This is a genomic window from Streptomyces sp. cf386, assembly GCF_900103585.1.
GTDB lineage: Bacteria > Actinomycetota > Actinomycetes > Streptomycetales > Streptomycetaceae > Streptomyces.
This window is the reverse complement of sequence record NZ_FNHV01000011.1, coordinates 315,172-335,652: the sequence shown is the minus strand read 5'-3', so window position 1 is coordinate 335,652 and position 20,481 is coordinate 315,172. Positions and strand designations below refer to the sequence as shown.

Here is a 20,481-nt window from a genome sequence, read left to right as displayed (position 1 = left end):
GATGAGTGACGGGACGAGCGGTGCCATGAGTGATCAGCCTGTGCGGGAGAACCTCACCTACGAGCTGTTCGGCACCGCCGTCCGCGAGCTCGCGCAGACCATCGCCGACGACGGGTACGAGCCGGACATCGTGCTCAGCATCGCCCGCGGCGGGGTCTTCGTCGCGGGTGGGCTGGCCTACGCCCTCGACTGCAAGAACCTGCATCTGGTGAACGTCGAGTTCTATACGGGTGTGGGGACCACGCTTGAGATGCCCGTCATGCTCGCCCCCGTCCCCAACGCGATCGACTTCACCGACAAGAAGGTGCTGATCGCCGACGACGTCGCCGACACCGGCAAGACGCTGAAGCTCGTGCACGACTTCTGCCTCGATCATGTCGCCGAGGTGCGGTCCGCCGTCATCTATGAGAAGTCCCACTCCCTCGTGAAGTGCGAGTACGTGTGGAAGCGCACCGATGACTGGATCAACTTCCCGTGGAGTGTCGAGCCCCCCGTCGTCCGGCGGGACGGGCAGGTGCTCGACGCCTGAGTCGAGCAGTCGAGCAGGTAAGGGAAAGGGCCCCCGGCCGTGTGCCGGGGGCCCTTTCCTACGTCATCCCGCATCCCGCATCCCGCATCCCGCAGAGGCTGCTAGAACGTGCCCAGCTTCACGATCGACAGCAACGCGACCAGCTGGATCGCGCTCGCGCCCAGCGCCTTCGGCCACGGCAGGTCGTGGGACTTGTGCACCATCAGGGTCAGGAGGGCGCCCGCTGCCACCCACGTCGCCCAGCCGAGGGCCTGGACGAACGTCGCGTCGCCGCCGGCGAACATCGCGAAGATCAGGCGGGGGGCGTCCGTGAGGGACATGATCAGCATGGAGAGGCCGACCGTGGGCTGCCAGGCGCCGTCGCCGCCGAGCTGGCGGGCCAGGGTGTGGGTGACCACGCCCAGGACGAAGGACGACAGGACCATGGCGACCGCGGTCGTCAGGACGATGGGGACCGCGTTGGAGAGGGTCGCGTTGATCGCGTCCTCGCGTGCGGTGTCGAAGCCGAAGACGGCCAGGAGGCCGTAGAGGAAGGTCACGACGAGGGCGGGGCCCCACATCGTGTAGTCCCGCATCTGGAGGAAGGTCTGCGTGGGGGAGAGGACGATGCCGCGGAGCAGCTGCTTCCAGTGCAGGCGGGGGCCGATCGGGCCGGCCGGGGCCGCGCCCGCCTGGTAGGTCTCGCCCTGGTTGTAGGGGTCGTCGCCGACCGAGAAGGCCTGGGTGTGGCCCGGGTTGTTCGCCGCGTACGGGTCCGGGGCGCCGCCCGGGCCCTGCGGGTAGCCGCCGTCGCCGAAGTACTCCGGCTCGCCGTGACTGCCGCCGTGCCCACCGTGACCGCCTGCGCCGTAACCGCCGTGGCCGCCACCGCCGTTGGCCTGCGGCCAGCCGCCACCGCCGCCGCCCGAGCCGCCGTACGGCTGCTGCGACGGCGGAGGATAGCCGTACGACGGTCCCTGGGGCGCCTGCTGCCCGTACGGAGGTTGTTGGGGGCGCGTCTGCGGGGTGCCGTTGTTCCGGCTGCCCCGTCCGATCCTGAATCCAGCCACGTCTTCGAACGTACCTGGTCCTGGAGATCCGCGTGCCGGGCCCTGCGGTTCGGGCCCGGCTTTGCGGCCGAGCTGTGACATCCCCTAGGGGAGGGACGGTGCTGTTCTCCGTGGTCGTTCAGGGTTTGGACGTACGGGAGACGCTCACCGCGGCAGGACGTGCGGGTCAGCCCGCCAGTACGTCGCCGAAGTAGGTGAGGCCCGACGGCCCGCCCACCGTCGTGCTGCCGAAGGACTTCGCGCCGGTGGTCGTGATGCCGGAGGCGCTGCCGCGCAGGGTCCAGGCGGAGCCCGCGCCGTCGTTCTCGCCGCGGGCGCCGGTGACCAGCTCGGCGCGGCCGTCGTTGCCGGCGTCGGTGAGCAGGACGGAGTGGCCGAAGTAGTCGTACGACTCGGCGGTGCCCGGCACCCCGCTGGTGTCCTGCGAGAAGGCCTGGGAGCCGGTGCCGGTCAGGCCGGACGCGGCGCCGCGCAGGATCACGACCGAGCCGGCGTCCTTCTTCGCGCCCAGGTCCTCGTTGGCGACGCCGACCGCGATGTCGGTGTAGCCGTCGCCGTTGGTGTCACCGGCGTCGAGGCTCCAGCCGAAGGCGTCGTTCTTCTCGGACGCGCCGGGCACGCCCGCGGTGTCCTGGGTGATCCGGACCGGGGTGCGGGTGCTCAGGCCGCCCGCGGCGCCGTAGGTGACGGTGACCGCGCCGCCCAGGCCGCCGTTGGGCTCGTCGGTCGACTTCTCCATGAAGTTGCCGGTGACGATGTCGCCGAAGCCGTCCTTGTTCACGTCCGCGATGACCGCCGCGTAGCCGCCCGCGACCTTGCTGCCGGGGGTGAGGCCGGCCGCCGATCCCTTGTAGAGGACGCTGCGGGTGCGGTAGCCGTCGGTGATCTCCTCCTGGCCCATGACCAGCAGGTCCGACGTGCCGTCGCCGGTGACGTCACCCGCGACGATCTGGTCGGTGTTGATGCCGGTCTGCTCGTAGGTGTCGATGCCGACGAGCTCCGTGGCCTGGCCGGTGCGGGAGATCGGGCCCTTGAAGACGTTCAGCTCCGGGTAGGCGATGTTCGCCGCCGCGAGGTCGGTGTCGCCGTCGCCGTCGAAGTCGCCGGTCGCCACGGACCAGCCCAGCTCGTTCCGGTTCTCGGGGAGCGGGGAGGAGATGTCGGTGCCGGACTTGATCCCGCTCGCGCCGCCCCACAGCACCGTCAGGACGCCGGAGTCGCCGGTCGAGCCGATCTGCTCGGCGTGCACGCCGACGACGATGTCGGTGTAGCCGTCGCCGTCCAGGTCGCCGGTGGTGACGCGGTCGCCGAAGTAGTCGCCGCTCTCCGGGACGCCGGGGATCCCGGCGGTGTCCTGGCTGATGATCTGCCGCGTGCTGGTGTTCAGGCCGCTCGCGCTGCCGTAGACGACGGCGACGTAGCCGGCGTTGCTCTTGCCGGCGATCTTGGCGAGGGGCGCCGTGATGACGGCGTCGCGGTAGCCGTCGCCGTTGATGTCGCCGGCCAGGCCCGAGGGGGCGGCGGAGGCGCTGGTGGCGGGCAGGGCGGACAGCAGGCCCGTGGTGAGCGTGGCCGCCAGCAGCAGGGTGCGCTTGCGCATGGTGAAGTCCCTTTCAGGATAGGGGAGTTCAGGAGCTCAGGAGTTGAGGGCCGCGCCGTATGCCGGGCCGCCCGCGGTGGACACGCCCGTCGTTCCGGGGCCGAAGCTGATCGCGCCGCCGGTCGTCACCCCGGTCGTCGCGCCGCGCAGGGACCAGATCGCGCCGTCGCCGTTCTCGCCGGTCGCGGAGACGGTGAGTTCGGCGCGGCCGTCGCCGGAGTGGTCGGCGAGCAGGACGCGGGCGCCGAAGCGGTCGTTCGACTCGGAGGTGCCGGGGACGCCGGCGGTGTTCTGCGTGAGGGACTGGACGCCGGAGGTCTTGAGCCCCGATGCCGAGCCGTACAGGACGGTCACCGCGCCGGCCCCGGAGTTCTCGCCGGACGCGCCGACGGCCAGGTCGGCGTAGCCGTCGCCGTTGAGGTCCCCGAGCCAGACGCCGCTGCCGAAGCGGTCGCCGGACTCGGAGGCGCCGGGGACACCGGCGGTGTCCTGGGTGAGGACGAGCGGGGTGCGGGACGGGTCGACGCCGGCCGGACCGCCGTAGACCACCGTCACCTTGCCGCCCTTGGCGCCCGCCGGGTCGGCGGAGGTCTCGCGCTCGTTGCCGATCGCGATGTCCGCGTGCCCGTCCTTGTCGATGTCGCCGAGGGCGGAGACGTATCCGGAGGGCAGTTCCTGCCACCAGTCGGTGTAGTTGCCGATGGACGGGTCGGTCACCAGGTGGGTGACCGCGTCGTCGGTGCCCAGCTTGCGGCCGTGCACGACGAGGTTGGTCTCCCAGGAGGCCGAGACGTGCCCGAGGGACAGGGACGTGATGCCGTACGACGTGGAGTGGGTGTCGTAGAAGCCCGAGCCCGAACCGCCCTGGAAGGAACTGGTCCTGGTGAACGGGCCGTTGATGAAGGTCAGCCCGACCGGGCCGGTGGAGCCGATGACGATGTCCAGGTCGCCGTCGTACTCGACGTCGCCGACCGTCAGCGACTGGCCGTAGCGGTCGAGGTCCTCGTCGAGCGGGTTGGGCACCGAACGGGCCCCGGACAGCCCCGACTTGGAGCCCCAGATCGCGACGACCGTGCCGTCGTTGGTGTCCCCGTTGACGTCCTCGCCGGGCGCGCCGATCAGCAGATCCGCGTACCCGTCGGTGTTGAGGTCGGCGGAGGCGACGGCGGTTCCGAAGGCGTCGTCGGCCTCGGCGGTGCCCGGGACGCCGGCCGTGTTCTGGGTGATGAGGGTCCGCGTCGAGGTCTTCAGCCCGCTGGAGCCGCCGTAGACGACGGACACGGCGCCCGCCTTGGCCTTCCCGCCCACGGTGGCGCCCGGCGCGCCGATCGCGAGGTCGACGCGGCCGTCGCCGTTGAAGTCGTACGGCTTGGCGGCCGTGGCGGCGTGCGCGGCGGGGGCGGAGAGGGTGAACGCGAGCGGGGTCAGGGCCGCAGCGAGGAGGGCGACGGAGATGCGGTTCCGCATGGAAGTACGTGCCTCACCAGGAAGTTGACGGTACGTCACTGGGCGATCACCGAGCCGAAGCCGTTGCCGTACTTGAGGGAGATGTCGGCGGCGACCAGGCCCTTGGCGCCGGTCGTGGTCGGGCCGCCGGAGGCGCCGCGCAGGGTCCACACGCCCCCGGCGCCGTTCTCCCCGTCGACGCCGATGACGAGTTCCGCCTTGCCGTCCTTGGTGAGGTCGGTCAGGTCGACCGCGGAGCCGAAGCGGTCCCAGGCCTCGGCGGTGCCGGGCACGCCGGCGGTGTTCTGGGTGTACGACTTGGCGTCGCTGCTCTTCAGCCCGGAGGCCGAGCCGAACAGGACGGTCACCGACCCCGCCTCCTGAGCCGAGCCGATGTCCTCGCCGGGGGCCGCGACCGCCACGTCGGCGAACCCGTCGCCGTTGATGTCGCCGGTGCTCAGAGCCGCGCCGAAGGCGTCGTCGGCCTCGCCGGAGCCGGGCACGCCGGTGCTGTCCTGGTGGACGACGGTCGGCTGCTGCGCGGGGTCGGGGCCGTTCGGGCCGCCGTACCAGACGGTGATCTGGCCGCCCTTGTGACCGCCGGGCTTGTAGCTGTACGGGTCGGTGTGGTCGCCGAGGACGAGGTCGCCGTAGCCGTCGCCGTTGATGTCGGCGACGGAGCCCGGGAAGCCGTCGGCGTTCGGCAGTTCGGTCAGCTCGTAGCCCGAGGCGGTGTGGCGGTAGTAGAGGATCTGGCCGCCGGAGTCGCCGTCCACGCCGAACGGGTAGACGCGCTCGGCCGCGCCGTCGCCGGTCAGGTCGCCCGCGATCACCTCGTACGTGGAGCCGAGTTCGCCGACGCCGTAGTGGCTCGACGGGCCGCCGGTACGCGTGAACGGGCCCAGGTACAGGCGGGTGTGGCTCTGTCCGGTGAGCGTGACGTCCGTGTCGCCGTCGCCGTCGAAGTCCCCGGTCGCGACGCCGTGCGAGAAGCCGCCCCACTCCGAGAGCGAGGTCGGCTGCGGCAGCCCCTTGCCGCCGGACAGACCGGACTTGGAGCCCCACAGCACGGTGCCGGAGCCGACGCCGTCCCGGTCGCCGATGCTCTCGCCGGAGGAGCCGACGACGAGGTCGGAGTAGCCGTCGCGGTCCAGGTCGGCGGCGGCCAGACTGGCGCCGAACAGGTCGGTGTCCTCGGCGGTGCCGGGCACGCCGGCCGAGTTCTGGGTGATGATCGCCTTCTTCGAGGCCGAGACGCCGGAAGACGAGCCGTACAGCACGACGACGGCACCGGCGCAGGACGCCGAGCCGACGTCGGTGCACGAGGCGCCGATCGCGACATCCCGGTAGCCGTCGCCGTTGAAGTCACCGGCCTGACCGGAGGGCGCGGCGAAGGCGCCGGTGGCGGGCAGGGCGGTGAGCAGGCCGCCGGTGAGGGCGGCGGCCACGAGGAGGGTGCGCTTGCGCAAGGTGGGCTCCGTGGAGAGGGCCGGGCCCGCGGGGCGGGCCCGGCCGTTCAGGGGTTACGGCAGCTGCTCGTGTCCTACGGCCGCTCAGTCCGCGAAGTTGACGCCGAACTGCGGCGTACCGGCCGTCGACACGCCCGAGGTGCTGGGGGCGACGGAGCGCGAGCCGGACGTGGTGATCTTCGTGCCGTTGGAGGGCAGGTAGGTCAGGCCGCCGTTGCCGTCGTTCTCGTACGAGCCGATGACGAGGTCGGCCTTGCCGTCGCCGGTGACGTCGTCGAGCTTGACGTCGGCGCCGAAGAGGTCGTTCTTCTCGTCGTTGCCGGGGACGTCCGCGGTGCTCTGGGCGAGGCCCTGGATGCCGGAGGCGGTGTCGATGCCGCTCGCGGAGCCGTACAGGACGGTGACCTGGCCGGTGTTGGTGACACCGGCGATGTCCTCGGTCGGGGAGGAGACGACCAGGTCCTGGTAGCCGTCGCCGTTGATGTCGCCGAGGTCCAGGTCCCAGCCGAAGCCGTCGCCCTTCTCCGAGGTGCCGGGGACGTTGCCGGAGTTCTGGGTGATGCCCGCGGTGCCGGCGGGTCCGGAGGCGGAGCCGTAGGTGATGTTCACCTTGCCGCCGTTGGCGGCGTCCGGGACGGGGGTGCCGTCCTCGGTGGTGGCGTCCCAGCCGGCGCCGCTGACGATGTCGCCGTAGCCGTCCCCGTTGATGTCGCCGATGGCGGTGATGATGCCGGGCTTGAGGGCCTGGGCGGAGGCGACGCTCAGGCCGCTCGCGGTGCCGGGCACGTAGTAGTTGGTGTTCCAGCCGTAGTCGGACTGGGTCTCGTACCCGTCGACGATCAGGTCGGTCCGGTTGTCGCCGTTCACGTCACCGGCGGTGAGGCTGACCGGGCCGTACGGGTAGTCGTTGGAGCCGTTGATGATGGGCGGCTTGATGGTGTAGCGCCCGCCGGCGGTCCCCGTGGAGCTGAAGCCGCCCTTGAAGACGTGGATGGTGTTGGACGAGTTCCCGACGGCCAGGTCGGCCTTGCCGTCGCCGTCGAAGTCGCCGGCGGCCAGGTCCTTGCCCCAGAAGTCGTGCGAGGAGGGGGCCGGGTCCGCGACGGTGACGCCCTTGCCGGTGAGGCCGCTCGCCGAGCCCCACAGGACGGCGACGCCGCCGCCGTTGGTGTCGGTGCCGACCTTCTCCCGAGAGGAGGAGACGGCGAGGTCGTCGTACCCGTCGCCGTTGAAGTCGGCGTACGCGGTGTCGGCGCCGAAGATGTCGCCCGCCTCGGCGGTGCCGGGGGATCCGGCGGTGTCCTGGCTGATCGTGGTGCGCTTGGCGGACGACACTCCGGTGGCGGTGCCGTACAGCACGACGACCTGACCGGCGTCGGCGCGTCCGTTCACGTAGGCGAAGGGGGCCGAGGCGACGATGTCACCGATGCCGTCGCCGTTGAAGTCGGCGTACGGGACGTGGACCGAGTCGGCGGCGGTCGCGGTGGACGCGGTGAGCGTGAGCAGACCGCCCGTCAGCGCGGCCGCGGTGGCCGTTGCGAGGGCGAGGCGCAGCTGGTGCTTGTGCATGCGGGTTCTCCTGCTGCATGCGGGGATGCCTGGCGGGGCATCCGCAGTTGGTGGGGTGCGACCGCCGTGTTCTCCGGGAGTTGTCCTCGGGTTCACGGTGCGGTCGGCGAACAGGAGACCGGTGATGGGGCGGAAGGGTTGTACGTGAGTTCGGTAAATCTTTGAGCTTGCTGAGGAGGGCGCCCTCACTCCGCCGGGAAAGCGGCGAGCCCGGAGCACGATGATCACCACCAGCGCCCCCGGACCCGCCGCTCTCCTACGTCATCTCAGTCGCTGAACACCCCGCCCATCAGCGGCAGTTCCGTCAGCCCGCTCGCCGTCGGCCCACTGCTCGAACCGCGCAGCAGCACGCTGACGTTCGCCGCGCCGATGCCCAGGTCCGCCTTGCCGTCGCCGGTCACGTCGCGCACGCGCAGCGCGTAGCCGAAGCCCACGTCCGAGCCGGCCGGACCCTGCACCGTCTGCGCGATCCAGGAGGACCGGGAACCGCTCAGGCCGCCGGAGCCGCCCCGGAAGACGTGGACGCCGCCCTGGTCCGCCAGCCCGTTCACGTCCTCGTACGGCACGCCGACCGCCAGGTCCGCGTAGCCGTCGCCGTTGGTGTCGCCGGCCGAGACGGCGTAGCCGAAGTTGTCGTCCGCCTCGGGGCTGCCGGAGACGCCGGAGCTGGCCTGGTTGTACGTCATCGAGCCGCTCGGGCCCGAGGACGTGCCGCGCCAGACGCTGACGATGCCCTTGCCGCTGTTGTTGTCGGGCAGGCCGACGGCGATGTCGCCGTAGCCGTCCTTGTCGAAGTCGCCGATCGCCGCGGTCCACGGCTCGCTGCTGTACGTCTTGGAGGCGCCGGATGTCAGGCCGCCCGAGGCGCCCTTGAGGAACCAGATGCGGGGCGTCGGCTTGTTGTCGACGAACTGCTCGCCGAGCACCACCAGGTCGGTCTTGCCGTCGCCGTTGACCTTGCCGGAGGCGAGGCCGTTCGAGTACCAGCCCTGGCCTTCCTTGTCGATCTTGCTGACGCTGCCGGTCGTGCCGGACCTGGTGAACGGTCCGCGGTACAGACAGGCCTCCAGGCCGCCGATGACCGCGAGGTCGGGCGAGCCGTCGCCGTTGAAGTCGCCCGTGGCGAGGTCACGGCCGAAGTGGGAGTGCGAACCGGTCGCGGAGCCCCTGGGAGCGAGGTTGGTGCCGCCCTTGAGGCCGCTCGACGAGCCCCACAGGATCGTGACCGTGCCGCGGTACTGGGCGCTGCCCACGTGTTCGGTGGGGTTGCCGACGATCAGGTCCGCGTAACCGTCCTTGTTGAGGTCGGCACTGGCGATGCTCTCGCCGAAGTTGTCGTCCTCTTCGCCGGTGCCCGGGACGTCGGCGCTGTCCTGGTCGACGACCTGGGTGCGCGCGGTGTCGAGGCCGCCGGACTTGCCGTAGACGACGGTGACGGCGCCGCCGTCGTGGCCGTCCCGGTTGTAGCCGCGGTACGCCACGTCCCGGTAACCGTCACCGTTGAAGTCGTCGTAGTGCTTGGCGACCGCGGCGGACGCCGGGGCGCTCAGGGCGAGCGGGGCCAGGCCCGCGGTGAGGAGGGTGGCGGCCAGGGCCGCCGAGGTGTGTCTGCGCATGAGGGCTCTTGGGCTCCTTGGGTCAGCCGGCCATGATCATGCCGAGTCGGGGGTCGTCGCCGGTGGAGATGCCGAAGCCGCTCGGGCCGAACGTCTTCGCGCCGGACGTCGTGATGCCCGAGGCCGAGCCCTTCAGGACGGTGACGAGGCCGTCGAAGTCGTTCTCGCCGTTCGCGGCGGTCAGCAGATCGGCCTTGCCGTCCTTGTTCAGGTCGGTGAGCAGGGTGCTCTCGCCGAAGAAGTCGTTCGTCTCGGCGGAGCCGGGCACACCGGCGGAGTTCTGGGTGAGGGTCACGGCGTCCGTGGTGAGGCCCGCGGCGGCGCCGTAGTGCAGGTGGACGGCTCCGGCGACCCCGGCCTCGGTGGAGTCGTCGGGGTCGCCGAGCGCCAGGTCCTTGTGACCGTCGCCGTTGATGTCGCCGACGGAGGGGATGCCGGGCCACGGCAGCTGGAGCGTGGAGGAGACGCCGGAGGAGGTGAGGTACGACACCGACGCCGGGCCGTTGCCCGCCATCGTGCCGCCGGTCGCGGTCTGGGTCCAGCCGGTGACGACGTCGCCGTAGCCGTCCTTGTTCAGGTCGGCGACGGTGAGCTGGGTGCCGTACGGAAGTTCGCGCTGCTTGGTCGGGGCCGAAGTCGTGCCGAAGTAGAGGTGGTTGCGGTCGAGGTAGTTCTCGGAGGAGAGCTTGCTGCGGCCGCCGATGAGGAGATCGGCCTTGGTGTCGGTGTTGACCTTGCCGGACACGAGCCGGCGTACGCCCGCGCTGCCGGTCCACGTCGTCGTGTAGGTGATCTTCGCGCCCGTCGTGCCGGACTTGCTGAAGCCGCCCTTGATGATCCACTGGGTGGTGCCGGTGGCGCCCACCGCGAGGTCGGGCCTTCCGTCACCGGTGAAGTCGCCGACGGCCAGGGCCTGTCCCCAGCCGTCGTGCTTGGTGGGCGCCGGGTCCTTGACGGTGGTCGCGCCCTTCAGACCGGTCGACGAGCCCCATACGATCACCACGGCACCGGCCCCCTCGTCGTTGCCGACCGTCTCGTTCGGTGCGCCGACCACGAGGTCGCTGTAGCCGTCCTTGTTGAGGTCGCCCACGGCCAGGGCCTCGCCGAAGGTGTCGTAGTCCTCGGCCGCGCCGGGCACTCCGGTGGTGTTCTGGCTGACGGACGCGGTGCGGCCGACGCCGCTCGACGAGCCGTACGCGATGCCCACGGCACCCGCCCACCACATTCCGCCGACCCGGGCCTGGGTGGCCGCGGCCACGGCGTCCTTGTAGCCGTCGCCGTTGAAGTCGGCCGCGTACTGGCCGGTCGCGGCCGTCGCCGGTGCGGCGGTCGTGAGGGTGAGCAGGCCGCCCGCCAGGGCGGCGGTGGTGGCCGTCGCGAGGGCGAGGCGCAGGGGGTGGTGCTTGTGCATGCGGGTCTCCTGCTGCATGCGGGGATGCCTGGCGGGGCATCCGCAGTCGGTGGGGTGCCTGTCTGCCCGTGTTCGCCGGGAGTTGTCCTCGGCTTCACCGGGTGGACGGCGATCAGGAGACCCTTGGAGGGGCGCAAGGGTTGTACGTGAGTTCGGGAAATTCTTGAGGCGGCTCAGGCAGGCTGCCTTCGGCCGTTCTCAGTCGCCTCCTCCTCCACCACCACCGTCTCCGCCCCCGCCCCCGCTGTCGCCCCCGCCGCCTCCACCGCTGTCGCCGCCGCCCCAGCCGTCGCTGCCGCCTGGTTCGTTGTCGGCGCTGCTGTTCCCGAGGTTGCTGAACCAGGGGCGGTCCCACCAGTCGTCGGTGGCGATCGGCTCGCCCCCGTTCAGCGGGCGCCGCTGCGACCGGAACCGTGCCCAGCCCGTCGTGTCCCCGAGCCCGAAGGCGACGGCGAAGACCTGCGCCATGACGGCGTCCAGCGGGTCAGGGCTCTCGTACCGCACAGGGGACAGCGGCAGCAGTACCGCGCCCGGCTCCAGTACCCGTCGGCGCGGGGGCCGCCCCAGCAGAGCGACGGGGCGTTCGTTGCGCAGCAGCCACGAGCTCACCGCGTTCTCCCGCCGCAGCACCCAGTGCTGCCCTGGGAGCCGTACCTCCACGGACGCCTTGGACTTGCGCAGCCTCCTGTTGAGTTCGAGCTCCGCCGTGGCGTCGCCGATCGTCAGCCACAGGCCCTTGGAGGGTTCGGGGGCGTCGCGGCGGAAGCCGTACGGCGCTCGGATCCGTACGACGGGAGCGTGCGGCCCCCAGACATCCACGCGCACCAGGCGCCGGTCCACCGCGACGGCGATCGGCCCGGCGGGCCCCGGCGCGATCCGCCGGGCGATCCACAGCGGTACGCCCTCGGCCCGGGCCAGGGCTGCCAGGGCCGCCACCTGGTCAGGCCCACCACACCGCCACACCGCCAGCTCGCCCAGCCTGTGTGCGAACTCGGCCGCGTGCCGCACCCGCACCAGGGTGGTGGTGCCGGTGACGCGGGTCACGGGAACGACCCCGGTCCCGGGCGCCAGCCACTGCAGCGGGCGCTCCGTCCCGCCGCCCCCGAGCCAGCAGCCGCGCTGGAACGCCTCGGCCATGGCGCCGAGGTTCAGCTCACTCAACGGCGTGGTCCTGCTGCCGTTCCGCAACCGGTCCTCGGACAACTCCACGGTCCGTGCCAGCGGATTCCATGGCCGCTCGCTGTAAAGAACCCGGCTCACAGCACCCCCCATATTTGTGGGCCTACACCACGCAGAGCGCGCTTGTCGCCTTCGTGGTTCCACATGACGGGTGCCAACTTCCAGCAGGGCGTGCTGACGTCGCGGGTTCCTCGGCGACCGACGCAGGCCTCCTACGGTGCCAGGAACTCCGCGCTGGAGAACGTCACCGACGGCTCCGCCTCCACCAACCCCTCCTTCACCCCCGCATACACGGCCACCGTGTCCTTGGTCTCGCCGACGTACGCCCGCACCACCAGCTCCGCCCGCCCGTCCCCGTCGAAATCGCCGACGGTGACGACGCGCGTGGTGCCCTGGGCGGGCGGCTCGACGGTCACCATGCCCGCCGTCTTGAGACCTGCCTTACGGCCCGGGAAGACGCGCAGCCGGGAGCCGCTGGAGATGAGGTCGCCGAGGCCGTCGCCGTCGAAGTCGGCGGTGTCGAGCATGGAGCCGGGGACGTCGAGGGTGCCGCGGGCGGCGGTGGCCGGGAGGTCGTAGCGCAGGGACGTTCCGTCGAGGGTGCCGATCGCCGCGTCCAGGGCGGCCCTGCCCCTGCCGAAGGCGCCGAGGGCGACGTCGATGCCGGAAGGGAGGGTGACGCCTGTGCGGGTGGGGCCGGTGGGGCCGCCGAGGACGAGGGCCGAGGGGCCGGCGCCTTGCGTCGTACGGACCACCAGGTCGTCGTATCCGTCGTCGTTGACGTCGGCGGACGGGCCCGTGGGGACGTTGCCGGGGGCCGGGACGGGGGCGCCCGCGGCGCGCGGGGTGCCCTTGCGGCTGAACGGGCCCCGCAGGAAGCTCAGTCGGCCGCCGGACGCGTGGACGACCAGGTCCTCGGCGTCGTCGCCGTCGAAGTCGCCGCACACCGGCTGGTCGGGCCAGTCGTTGCCGACGCGGGCGGCGCCGGGGATGGTGAGCTTGACCGCCTTGCCGGTCAGGCCCTTCGGGGAGCCGAAGAGGAGTTGGAGCGGGACCGGCGGCCGGCCCTGGCCGTCGTAGGGCGGGTCGGTGGAGACGACCAGGTCCGTGAAGCCGTCGCCGTCCAGGTCGCAGGTCTCCTCCGCGTCGAAGACGGCCGGGAGCTGTCCCTTCGTCGGCGCCGCGTGCCGCCGCGGGCTGAGCAACTGCCGTGCGCCGGGCTGCAGTCCGCGGTCGCTGCCGTAGACGATGCCGATGCCCGCGTCGTCGGCGTGGGCCTGGGCCTTGACCAGGTCGTTGAGGACGAGATCGCGGTGGCCGTCGCCGTTGAAGTCGTCGTCGGGGGTCTTGCTGCCCTTGCCCCGGGGGATGGGGAGCTGGGCGGGGGCGTCGGCGACGTGGACCGGGGTGTGCCGGGCCGCATCGGCGTCGTCGTGCGGGGTGGGACCGCAGGCCGCTGCCAGCAGAAGGGCCGCGCTCATGGTCGCCGTACACATCCCGGCTCTTCGCGTGCGCACCGATCACCTCGTCAGCACCAGGGACAACAACTGGGTAATGATGCACGCGTTCGAGGAGAGGCGACAGCCCTGTGCGGGGAAGCGGGAAGTCGTTCGGCCGGCGGGGCTAGGTTATGGGGTGACATCCGGCCAACTCGGGGAGCTCCCATGGCAATTGAACGCCCGCTGATCAACAGCAGCGTGCCGCATTCCGCCCGGATCTGGAACTACTGGCTCGGCGGCAAGGACTGCTACGAGATAGACCGGGCCGTCGGCGACCAGATCGCGGGCGGCAATCCGGCGATCCTCGACATCGCCCTGGCCCAGCGGGCGTTCCTCGTCCGGACGGTGGAGTACCTCGTCCGCGAGGCCGGCATCCGGCAGTTCCTGGACGTCGGCACCGGGCTGCCGACCGCGAACAACACCCACGAGGTCGCCCAGCGGCTCGTCCCCGAGACCCGGATCGTCTACGTCGACCACGACCCGGTCGTCCTGGCCCACGCCGAGGCCCTGCTCACCAGCACGCCCGAAGGCGCCACCGACTACATCGACGCCGACCTGCGCGAACCCGAGGCCATCCTCGAACAGGCCGCCAAGACCCTGGACTTCAGCCAGCCGGTCGCGCTCATCCTGCTGGGGATCACCGCCCACATCACCGACGACACCGTCTACGGCATCGTCGGCCGCCTCGTGGACGCGCTGCCCTCCGGCAGCCACCTCGTGCTCTGCGACGACACCGAGGTGCTCAACCCGCAGGCGATGCGGGAGATGATCGAGCAGTGGAACGAGGCGAGCGACAACCCCCGGGTCAACCGCAGCCCGGAGGAACTCGCCCGGTTCTTCGACGGTCTGGAGCTGCTGGAGCCGGGTGTCGTGTCCGTGTCCCGGTGGCGCCCGAGCGCGTCGGGTGACCAGGCGCCGGACGAGGTCGACGACTTCGGCGGGGTGGCGCGCAAGCCGTAGCGCCGTCGGGAGTCCTCAGCGGCCCTCAGCAGCTCGGCCGCGAGGGCCACGCACCATGAACACGTCCACCCGGTCCTCGGTCTCGACGGTGAACCCGTGCCGCTCGTACAGCCGTCGGGCCGGGCTGCCCCGCAGCACGTTCAACCGGACGACGAGGCCGTCACCGTCGCGGTCGCACCGCTCCAGCAGCTCGCGCAGCACACCCGAACCGATACCGCCGCCCTGCAGCCGCGGGGCCAGATAGAAGTGCTCCAGCCAGTGGGCGTCCTCGGCCGGCCGCAGCGCCACACACCCCGCGAACGCGCCGCCCACCTCGATCACCCAGGTGTGGTCCGGCTCGAACCCGTCCCGCAACCGCTGCCGCACACGCCCCTCGTCGTACCGCCCGAGCCGCTCCAGATCCGCCCGCAGCACGACCGCGCGCAACTCGGCCACCGCCTCGACGTCCGACGCCGAGGCGGGCCGTATCTCCCAGTCCGCCATGATCGGCACGCTAGCGCGGTCGGGGTCCGCCCGGCTTCACTGGGCGCATGGAGTTCTTCTGCTACCACCGCGATCGGCCCGGCTCGCTCCCCTTGCGCGAGGAACTGCTTGAAGCGCACTGGTCCTACATGGACGGGTATGCGAAGGAGCTGATCGCCCGCGGCCCGACCTTCGCCGCCGACGGCGAGACGCCCACCGGCAGCGTGCACATCGTCGACCTGCCCGACCCCGCCGCCGCCCGCGCGTTCGCCTTCGACGAGCCCAACTACCAGGCGGGCGCGTACCGGGACGTGCTGCTGCGCCGGTGGCGCAATCTGCTCGGGCGCACCATGTGGGACTTCCCCGGCGGCCGGACCGACGGCAACCGCTACCTGGTGCTCGGCCTCGGCGTCGCGGGGCAGGCCGCCGACCTCGCCGTACCGCCCGACCGCGACGAACTGATCGCGTACGGGCCGCTCCTCTCCGACGACGGCGCCACCTGGGTGGGCACGGCGGTGCTGCTCAGGGCGCCGGACCCGGAGGCGGCGCGTGCCGTGCTGACGGTGGACCGGTATGCCGACGTCGAGGTCCATGACTGGGAGTTCGGCGGGCGGCGATAGGTGCCTGGGCGACAAGGGCCTGATCGACGCGCCCTTCCTGCCGGACGCGACAGCTGATACGGACGTGCATGTGACTGACGAGGAAGGCACCGCATGACCGCGACGTCGGCACGGCACGCCGCCCCCGCCGCCCAGATGTGGCCCCTCTACGCCGCCGGCTTCACCACCGCCTTCGGCGCCCACGGCATTGCCGCCAACCTCGGCGGGCACTCCGACGACGCCGTGACCTCGCTGCTCGTCCTGGGCGGTCTGCTGGCCCTGTACGACGGTGCCGAGGTGCTGCTCAAGCCGCTGTTCGGGGCGCTCGCCGATCGGATCGGTGCCCGGCCGGTGCTGCTCGGCGGGCTTGTCGCGTTCGCGGTGGCGTCCGGCGCGTACGTCGTCGCGGACAGCCCCGGCTGGCTGTGGGCGGCCCGCCTCGGTCAGGGCGCCGCGGCCTCCGCGTTCTCGCCGTCCGCGTCCGCGCTGGTGGCCCGGCTGAACCCGGCGGCCAAGCACGGGCGGGCGTTCGGCAGTTACGGCTTCTACAAGTCCATCGGGTACACCCTCGGCCCGCTGCTCGGCGGCGTCCTGGTGTGGGCCGGCGGTCTGCGGCTGCTGTTCGTCGTGCTGGCGGTGCTCGGCGCGGCGGTCGCGCTCTGGGCCGCCGTCGCCGTCCCGCACGTACCGCCACTGCCCAGGCAGCGGCAGACCGTCGTGGACCTCGCCCGGCGCCTGGCCGACCCCGCCTTCCTGCGGCCCACCGCAGCCCTGGCCGGCGCGACCGCCGCCCTCTCCGTCGGCGTCGGCTTCCTGCCGGTCTCCGGCGCCGCCGCCGGACTCGGCACGGTGGCGACCGGCGCCGCGGTGTCGGTGCTGGCGGCCTGCGCGGCCGTCGTACAGCCGAAGGCCGGGCGAGCACTGGACGAGGGCCGCCTGACGGCCCGCGGCGGCCTCACCGCCGGGCTGCTGATCACGGCTGCCGGTCTGGCCTGTGCGATGCTCCCCGGACTGACCGGCGTCCTGGCCGCCGCGGCCCTGATCGGCATGGGCACCGGCCTGATCACCCCGCTCGGCTTCGCCGCGCTGGCCGCCTCCACCCCCGCGGAACGGCTCGGCCAGACCATGGGCTCCGCCGAGCTCGGCCGTGAACTCGGCGACGCGGGCGGCCCGCTGCTGGTGGCCGCGGTCGCCTCCCTGGCCACCCTCACCTACGGCTACGCGGCCCTCGCCCTCCTCCTCGCCGTCGGCCCCGCCCTGGCCCTCTCCCTCGCGGCCCGGCGACGCACCGCACCCGACAAGATTTAGTCATACATCCTCGGCGCCATCGATATCTTCGACATTTTCAGAATTTCACCGGACGGGCCCTGTCATTGGATCTTCCCGATAATCACCGTTGACGGATATTCCCCCGAATGCCAGATGTCCTGGGCCGTCCGGCACTCGTTAGGTGGGCGTGACTTGGCAGGAAAGACATGCAGGTGAGGGTGGTCCGTTCCGCTCGCGGCAGGCAGCTGATCAGACCACCGGGGAAAGCGTCACGCACTGTTCGGATCTGCTTGAGGACTTTCTGAGAACCATCGGTCGGATGGAGAGTGAATATCTCCGGGCGTCGATGGAAGGGGAAGGGTTCTAGAAATGAGGACCGATTATGACGCGCTAGGCGATCACCCTCATTACACGCAGCAGGTCGACACGCAGCATCTCTGGCAGGTCCCCGGCCCGACGACGATCTCGTCGGAGGCGTGGGACCCGGATGCCGAGCTGGCGCAGATGCTGAACACGACGCACGGCATGGATCTCGATCCGCCCGCTCCCCTGCTCGACAGCGGCACACGTCTGCTGGACCGGGACGCTCGTCTGCTGGACCGGGACACCCGCCCGCTGGACAGGGACAGGGACACCCGCCCGCGCCGCCCGGTCAATCGCCGGCGGCCCCAGGCAGGCGCTCGCATCCTCGGCGGAAACCCGCGGATCATCACCGTCGCTGTCCTCGTCGCGGCCATCACGGTGTGTGCGGTGACGATGCTGACCTGGTCCATCTCGTACTCGTACGATCAGCTCCGCACCATCGCGCTGCTCGTCGTGTCGCCGAAACTGGGCGAATGGTGGCCGTTGACGGTGTACGGGCCGTGGCTGTTAGCGGGACTGTCCATCCTGCGCGCATCCGTTCAGCGCAGAACGGCCCGCCGTTCCTGGGCGGTCATGCTGGTCTCCTCCGGCGTGGCGGTGGCGCTGTGCATCGGCCAGTCACCGCATTCCCTGCTCGCGATGGTGGTCGTCGGCATCCCGCCGATCACCGCCCTGGTCTGCTTCCGTGAACTCGTCGGCCAGTTCTCCTCCCGGCCCGGCCCGAAGCACGCCGCCGACCCGGTGAACGGCACCAAGCAGACGAAGTCCTGACCGGCCGTATCAGGACTGGTACGGCTGCTGCGGCTGCCCGTAGGCCTGCTGTCCGCCGTGCCCGCCGGACGCGGCCTGCGCCTGCAACTGCTCCGCCTGCTCCGCGGTGACCTTCTGCTCGGCGCCGCAGAAGGTGCACTGCGTCGCGTACTTGGTCGAGAACGGGAACAACGGCACGAAGAACAGCGTGAACTTCGTGACGCGCTTCCTGAGCGTGTGTGCGGCCGGGTTGCCGCACTGGCCGCACACCAGGGTGAGTATCGCGAGCTGGTAGAGGTAGCCCTTGGTGCCGAAGATGATCACGCCGCGGATCCTTTCCGATCGCTTCCTGCCGTGTACGACGACGCCCCCTGCCCGATGAGGACAGGGGGGCGTCGGACTGCTATAGAAGCTACTTCACCGGCTCCGGCTCCGGCTCGCTCTCCGTCTCGGCCGTGTCCTGCGGGTCCACCGGCGTCTTGACCGACTCCAGCAGGAGCTGGGCGACGTCGACGACCGTGATGGACTCCTTGGCCTTGCCGTCGTTCTTCTTGCCGTTGACCGAGTCGGTCAGCATGACGAGGCAGAACGGGCAGGCCGTCGAGATGATGTCGGGGTTGGTGGAGAGAGCCTCGTCGACGCGCTCGTTGTTGATGCGCTTGCCGATCCGCTCCTCCATCCACATCCGGGCACCACCGGCGCCGCAGCAGAAGCCGCGCTCCTTGTGGCGGTGCATCTCCTCGTTGCGCAGGCCCGGGACGTTGGCGATGATCTCGCGCGGGGGCGTGTAGATCTTGTTGTGGCGGCCCAGGTAGCAGGGGTCGTGGTAGGTGATGATGCCCTCGACCGGGGTCACCGGGACCAGCTTGCCCTCGTCCACCAGGTGCTGGAGCAGCTGGGTGTGGTGGATGACCTCGTAGTCGCCGCCGATCTGCGGGTACTCGTTGCCGATCGTGTTGAGGCAGTGCGGGCAGGTGGCGACGATCTTCTTCGCCGACTTCGGCTTGGCGGACTCGGGCGTCACCTTGCCGTCGTCGTCCATCTCCTCGCCGAACGCCATGTTCAGGGCCATGACGTTCTCCATGCCGAGCTCCTGGAAGAGGGGCTCGTTGCCGAGGCGGCGGGCGGAGTCGCCGGTGCACTTCTCGTCGCCGCCCATGATCGCGAACTTGACGCCCGCGATGTGGAGGAGTTCGGCGAAGGCCTTCGTGGTCTTCTTGGCGCGGTCCTCCAGGGCGCCGGCGCAGCCGACCCAGTACAGGTACTCGACCTCGGTGAGGTCCTCGATGTCCTGGCCGACGACCGGGACCTCGAACTCGACCTCCTTGAGCCACTCCAGGCGCTGCTTCTTGGCCAGGCCCCAGGGGTTGCCCTTCTTCTCCAGGTTCTTGAGCATCGTGCCCGCCTCGGACGGGAACGCGGACTCGATCATCACCTGGTAGCGGCGCATGTCGACGATGTGGTCGATGTGCTCGATGTCGACCGGGCACTGCTCGACACAGGCGCCGCAGGTGGTGCAGGACCACAGGACGTCCGGGTCGATGACGCCGTTCTCCTCGACGGTGCCGATGAGGGGGCGCTCGGCCTCCGCGAGGGCGGCTGCGGGGACGTCCTTCAGCTGCTCCTCGGACGCCTTCTCCTCGCCCTCCATCGACTTGCCGCCACCGGCCAGCAGGTAGGGCGCCTTGGCGTGCGCGTGGTCGCGCAGCGACATGATCAGCAGCTTCGGGGAGAGGGGCTTGCCGGTGTTCCAGGCGGGGCACTGCGACTGGCAGCGGCCGCACTCGGTGCAGGTGGAGAAGTCCAGCAGGCCCTTCCAGGAGAACTGCTCGACCTGGGAGACGCCGAAGACGTCGTCGTCACCGGGGTCGGTGAAGTCGATCGGCTTGCCGCCGGAGGTCATGGGCTGGAGGGCGCCGAGGGCCGTCTCGCCCGTCGCGTTGCGCTTGAACCAGATGTTCGGGAAGCCCAGGAAGCGGTGCCAGGCAACGCCCATGTTGGTGTTCAGCGAGACCACGATCATCCAGATGAACGAGGTGCTGATCTTCACCATCGCGGTGAAGTAGATCAGCGTCTGGAGCGTGGGGACGCTCAGGCCCTTGAAGGCCAGGACCAGCGGGTACGAGGCGAAGTACGCGGCCTCGTAGTGCTCCACGTGGTGGATCGCGCCCTCCAGGCCGCGCAGCACGTAGATCGCGAGGCCGATGGTGAGGATGACGTACTCGACGAAGTACGCCTGACCTGACTTCGAGCCCGCGAAGCGGGACTTGCGGCCGGCTCGGGAGGGCAGGCTCAGCAGGCGGATCACGATGAGCACCGCGATGCCCAGGATCGTCATGACGCCGATGAACTCGATGTACAGCTCGAACGGCAGGAACCCGCCGATGACGGGCAGCGTCCAGTCGGCCTGGAAGAGCTGGCCGAACGCCTGCGCCAGGGTCGGGGGCAGGGTCAGGAAGCCGACCGCCACGAACCAGTGCGCGAAGCCGACGATGCCCCAGCGGTTCATCCGGGTGTGGCCCAGGAACTCGCGTATCAGCGTCACACTGCGCGCGTAGGGGTTGTCGGTCCGGCTGCCGGCCGGGACCGGCTGGCCGAGCTTGAAGTACCGGACGAACTGGCCGATGGCGCGTGCTAGCAGCGCAACGCCGACCACGGTCAGTACCAGCGACACGATGATCGCGGCGAGTTGCATTTCGGGGCTCCTCGGG

At 71.0% G+C, this 20,481-nt stretch carries 17 protein-coding genes; 5 read left to right on the top strand and 12 right to left on the bottom strand.

Annotated features, from left to right (window positions below):
* The first annotated feature begins 25 nt into the window (after nt 1–25).
* Entirely contained in the window at nt 26–529 is a 504-nt protein-coding gene (locus BLU79_RS28425) for a phosphoribosyltransferase (protein WP_093908764.1), read from the top strand.
* Nucleotides 530–630: 101 nt separating this feature from the next.
* Here BLU79_RS28425 and BLU79_RS28420 read toward each other — a convergent pair whose 3' ends face one another.
* From BLU79_RS28420 to BLU79_RS28380, 9 genes are all read right to left on the bottom strand, one after another.
* Complete coding sequence (locus BLU79_RS28420; RefSeq protein ID WP_093908763.1) at nt 631–1,659, bottom strand: Yip1 family protein; 1,029 nt, start codon at nt 1,657–1,659, stop codon at nt 631–633.
* A gap of 85 nt (nt 1,660–1,744) precedes the next feature.
* Entirely contained in the window at nt 1,745–3,178 is a 1,434-nt protein-coding gene (locus BLU79_RS28415; RefSeq protein WP_093908762.1) for an FG-GAP and VCBS repeat-containing protein, read from the bottom strand.
* Between the two features lie 36 nt (nt 3,179–3,214).
* Entirely contained in the window at nt 3,215–4,645 is a 1,431-nt protein-coding gene (locus BLU79_RS28410) for an integrin alpha (RefSeq protein WP_093908761.1), read from the bottom strand.
* Between the two features lie 35 nt (nt 4,646–4,680).
* Nucleotides 4,681–6,093: an FG-GAP-like repeat-containing protein gene (locus tag BLU79_RS28405; RefSeq protein WP_093908760.1), complete on the bottom strand. Its 1,413-nt coding sequence runs from the start codon at nt 6,091–6,093 to the stop codon at nt 4,681–4,683.
* Nucleotides 6,094–6,177: 84 nt separating this feature from the next.
* Nucleotides 6,178–7,662: an FG-GAP-like repeat-containing protein gene (locus tag BLU79_RS28400; protein ID WP_093908759.1), complete on the bottom strand. Its 1,485-nt coding sequence runs from the start codon at nt 7,660–7,662 to the stop codon at nt 6,178–6,180.
* Between the two features lie 266 nt (nt 7,663–7,928).
* Nucleotides 7,929–9,278, bottom strand: a complete 1,350-nt coding sequence (locus tag BLU79_RS28395) for an FG-GAP and VCBS repeat-containing protein (RefSeq protein WP_093908758.1) — start codon at nt 9,276–9,278, stop codon at nt 7,929–7,931.
* Nucleotides 9,279–9,300: 22 nt separating this feature from the next.
* Nucleotides 9,301–10,689: an FG-GAP-like repeat-containing protein gene (locus BLU79_RS28390; protein WP_093908757.1), complete on the bottom strand. Its 1,389-nt coding sequence runs from the start codon at nt 10,687–10,689 to the stop codon at nt 9,301–9,303.
* A 198-nt stretch (nt 10,690–10,887) separates the two neighbouring features.
* Nucleotides 10,888–11,949, bottom strand: coding sequence for a hypothetical protein (locus BLU79_RS48380; protein ID WP_177001212.1), 1,062 nt, complete (start codon nt 11,947–11,949; stop codon nt 10,888–10,890).
* A 131-nt stretch (nt 11,950–12,080) separates the two neighbouring features.
* A complete protein-coding gene (locus tag BLU79_RS28380) occupies nt 12,081–13,349 on the bottom strand; it encodes an FG-GAP repeat domain-containing protein (protein ID WP_256333501.1) in 1,269 nt (422 codons plus the stop codon).
* A gap of 183 nt (nt 13,350–13,532) precedes the next feature.
* Here BLU79_RS28380 and BLU79_RS28375 point away from each other — a divergent pair, with 183 nt between their 5' ends.
* Complete coding sequence (locus BLU79_RS28375; protein ID WP_093908754.1) at nt 13,533–14,327, top strand: SAM-dependent methyltransferase; 795 nt, start codon at nt 13,533–13,535, stop codon at nt 14,325–14,327.
* 15 nt (nt 14,328–14,342) lie between these two features.
* On the opposite strand, the gene BLU79_RS28370 is transcribed toward BLU79_RS28375, so the two are convergent.
* A complete protein-coding gene (locus tag BLU79_RS28370; protein ID WP_093908806.1) occupies nt 14,343–14,810 on the bottom strand; it encodes a GNAT family N-acetyltransferase in 468 nt (155 codons plus the stop codon).
* A 47-nt stretch (nt 14,811–14,857) separates the two neighbouring features.
* Between BLU79_RS28370 and BLU79_RS28365 the strand changes: the two genes are divergently transcribed.
* The 3 genes from BLU79_RS28365 to BLU79_RS28355 all read left to right on the top strand — a co-directional run bounded on the left by BLU79_RS28365 (nt 14,858) and on the right by BLU79_RS28355 (nt 17,791).
* Nucleotides 14,858–15,409 carry a YciI family protein gene (locus BLU79_RS28365; RefSeq protein WP_093908753.1) on the top strand — a complete coding sequence of 184 codons (552 nt, stop codon included), beginning with the start codon at nt 14,858–14,860 and terminating at the stop codon, nt 15,407–15,409.
* Between the two features lie 93 nt (nt 15,410–15,502).
* Nucleotides 15,503–16,696 carry an MFS transporter gene (locus BLU79_RS28360; protein WP_177001211.1) on the top strand — a complete coding sequence of 398 codons (1,194 nt, stop codon included), beginning with the start codon at nt 15,503–15,505 and terminating at the stop codon, nt 16,694–16,696.
* A gap of 330 nt (nt 16,697–17,026) precedes the next feature.
* A complete protein-coding gene (locus BLU79_RS28355; RefSeq protein ID WP_093908752.1) occupies nt 17,027–17,791 on the top strand; it encodes a DUF2637 domain-containing protein in 765 nt (254 codons plus the stop codon).
* 9 nt (nt 17,792–17,800) lie between these two features.
* Here the strand turns inward: BLU79_RS28355 and BLU79_RS28350 are convergent, their stop codons facing one another.
* Together BLU79_RS28350 and BLU79_RS28345 are read right to left on the bottom strand one after the other, a co-directional pair.
* Entirely contained in the window at nt 17,801–18,094 is a 294-nt protein-coding gene (locus BLU79_RS28350) for a zinc-ribbon domain-containing protein (protein ID WP_093908751.1), read from the bottom strand.
* 88 nt (nt 18,095–18,182) lie between these two features.
* Nucleotides 18,183–20,465 carry a (Fe-S)-binding protein gene (locus BLU79_RS28345; protein WP_093908750.1) on the bottom strand — a complete coding sequence of 761 codons (2,283 nt, stop codon included), beginning with the start codon at nt 20,463–20,465 and terminating at the stop codon, nt 18,183–18,185.
* Nucleotides 20,466–20,481: the final 16 nt, after the last annotated feature.

Coding starts and splice junctions, on each gene's coding strand:
- BLU79_RS28410 (WP_093908761.1), bottom strand. CDS start 4,645: ATGCGGAACCGCATCTCCGTCGCCCTCCTCGCTGCGGCCCTGACCCCG.
- BLU79_RS28355 (WP_093908752.1), top strand. CDS start 17,027: ATGAGGACCGATTATGACGCGCTAGGCGATCACCCTCATTACACGCAG.
- BLU79_RS28380 (WP_256333501.1), bottom strand. CDS start 13,349: ATGAGCGCGGCCCTTCTGCTGGCAGCGGCCTGCGGTCCCACCCCGCAC.
- BLU79_RS28390 (WP_093908757.1), bottom strand. CDS start 10,689: ATGCACAAGCACCACCCCCTGCGCCTCGCCCTCGCGACGGCCACCACC.
- BLU79_RS28365 (WP_093908753.1), top strand. CDS start 14,858: ATGGAGTTCTTCTGCTACCACCGCGATCGGCCCGGCTCGCTCCCCTTG.
- BLU79_RS28345 (WP_093908750.1), bottom strand. CDS start 20,465: ATGCAACTCGCCGCGATCATCGTGTCGCTGGTACTGACCGTGGTCGGC.
- BLU79_RS28415 (WP_093908762.1), bottom strand. CDS start 3,178: ATGCGCAAGCGCACCCTGCTGCTGGCGGCCACGCTCACCACGGGCCTG.
- BLU79_RS28425 (WP_093908764.1), top strand. CDS start 26: ATGAGTGATCAGCCTGTGCGGGAGAACCTCACCTACGAGCTGTTCGGC.
- BLU79_RS28420 (WP_093908763.1), bottom strand. CDS start 1,659: ATGTCACAGCTCGGCCGCAAAGCCGGGCCCGAACCGCAGGGCCCGGCA.
- BLU79_RS28370 (WP_093908806.1), bottom strand. CDS start 14,810: ATGGCGGACTGGGAGATACGGCCCGCCTCGGCGTCGGACGTCGAGGCG.
- BLU79_RS28395 (WP_093908758.1), bottom strand. CDS start 9,278: ATGCGCAGACACACCTCGGCGGCCCTGGCCGCCACCCTCCTCACCGCG.
- BLU79_RS28400 (WP_093908759.1), bottom strand. CDS start 7,662: ATGCACAAGCACCAGCTGCGCCTCGCCCTCGCAACGGCCACCGCGGCC.
- BLU79_RS28375 (WP_093908754.1), top strand. CDS start 13,533: ATGGCAATTGAACGCCCGCTGATCAACAGCAGCGTGCCGCATTCCGCC.
- BLU79_RS28360 (WP_177001211.1), top strand. CDS start 15,503: ATGACCGCGACGTCGGCACGGCACGCCGCCCCCGCCGCCCAGATGTGG.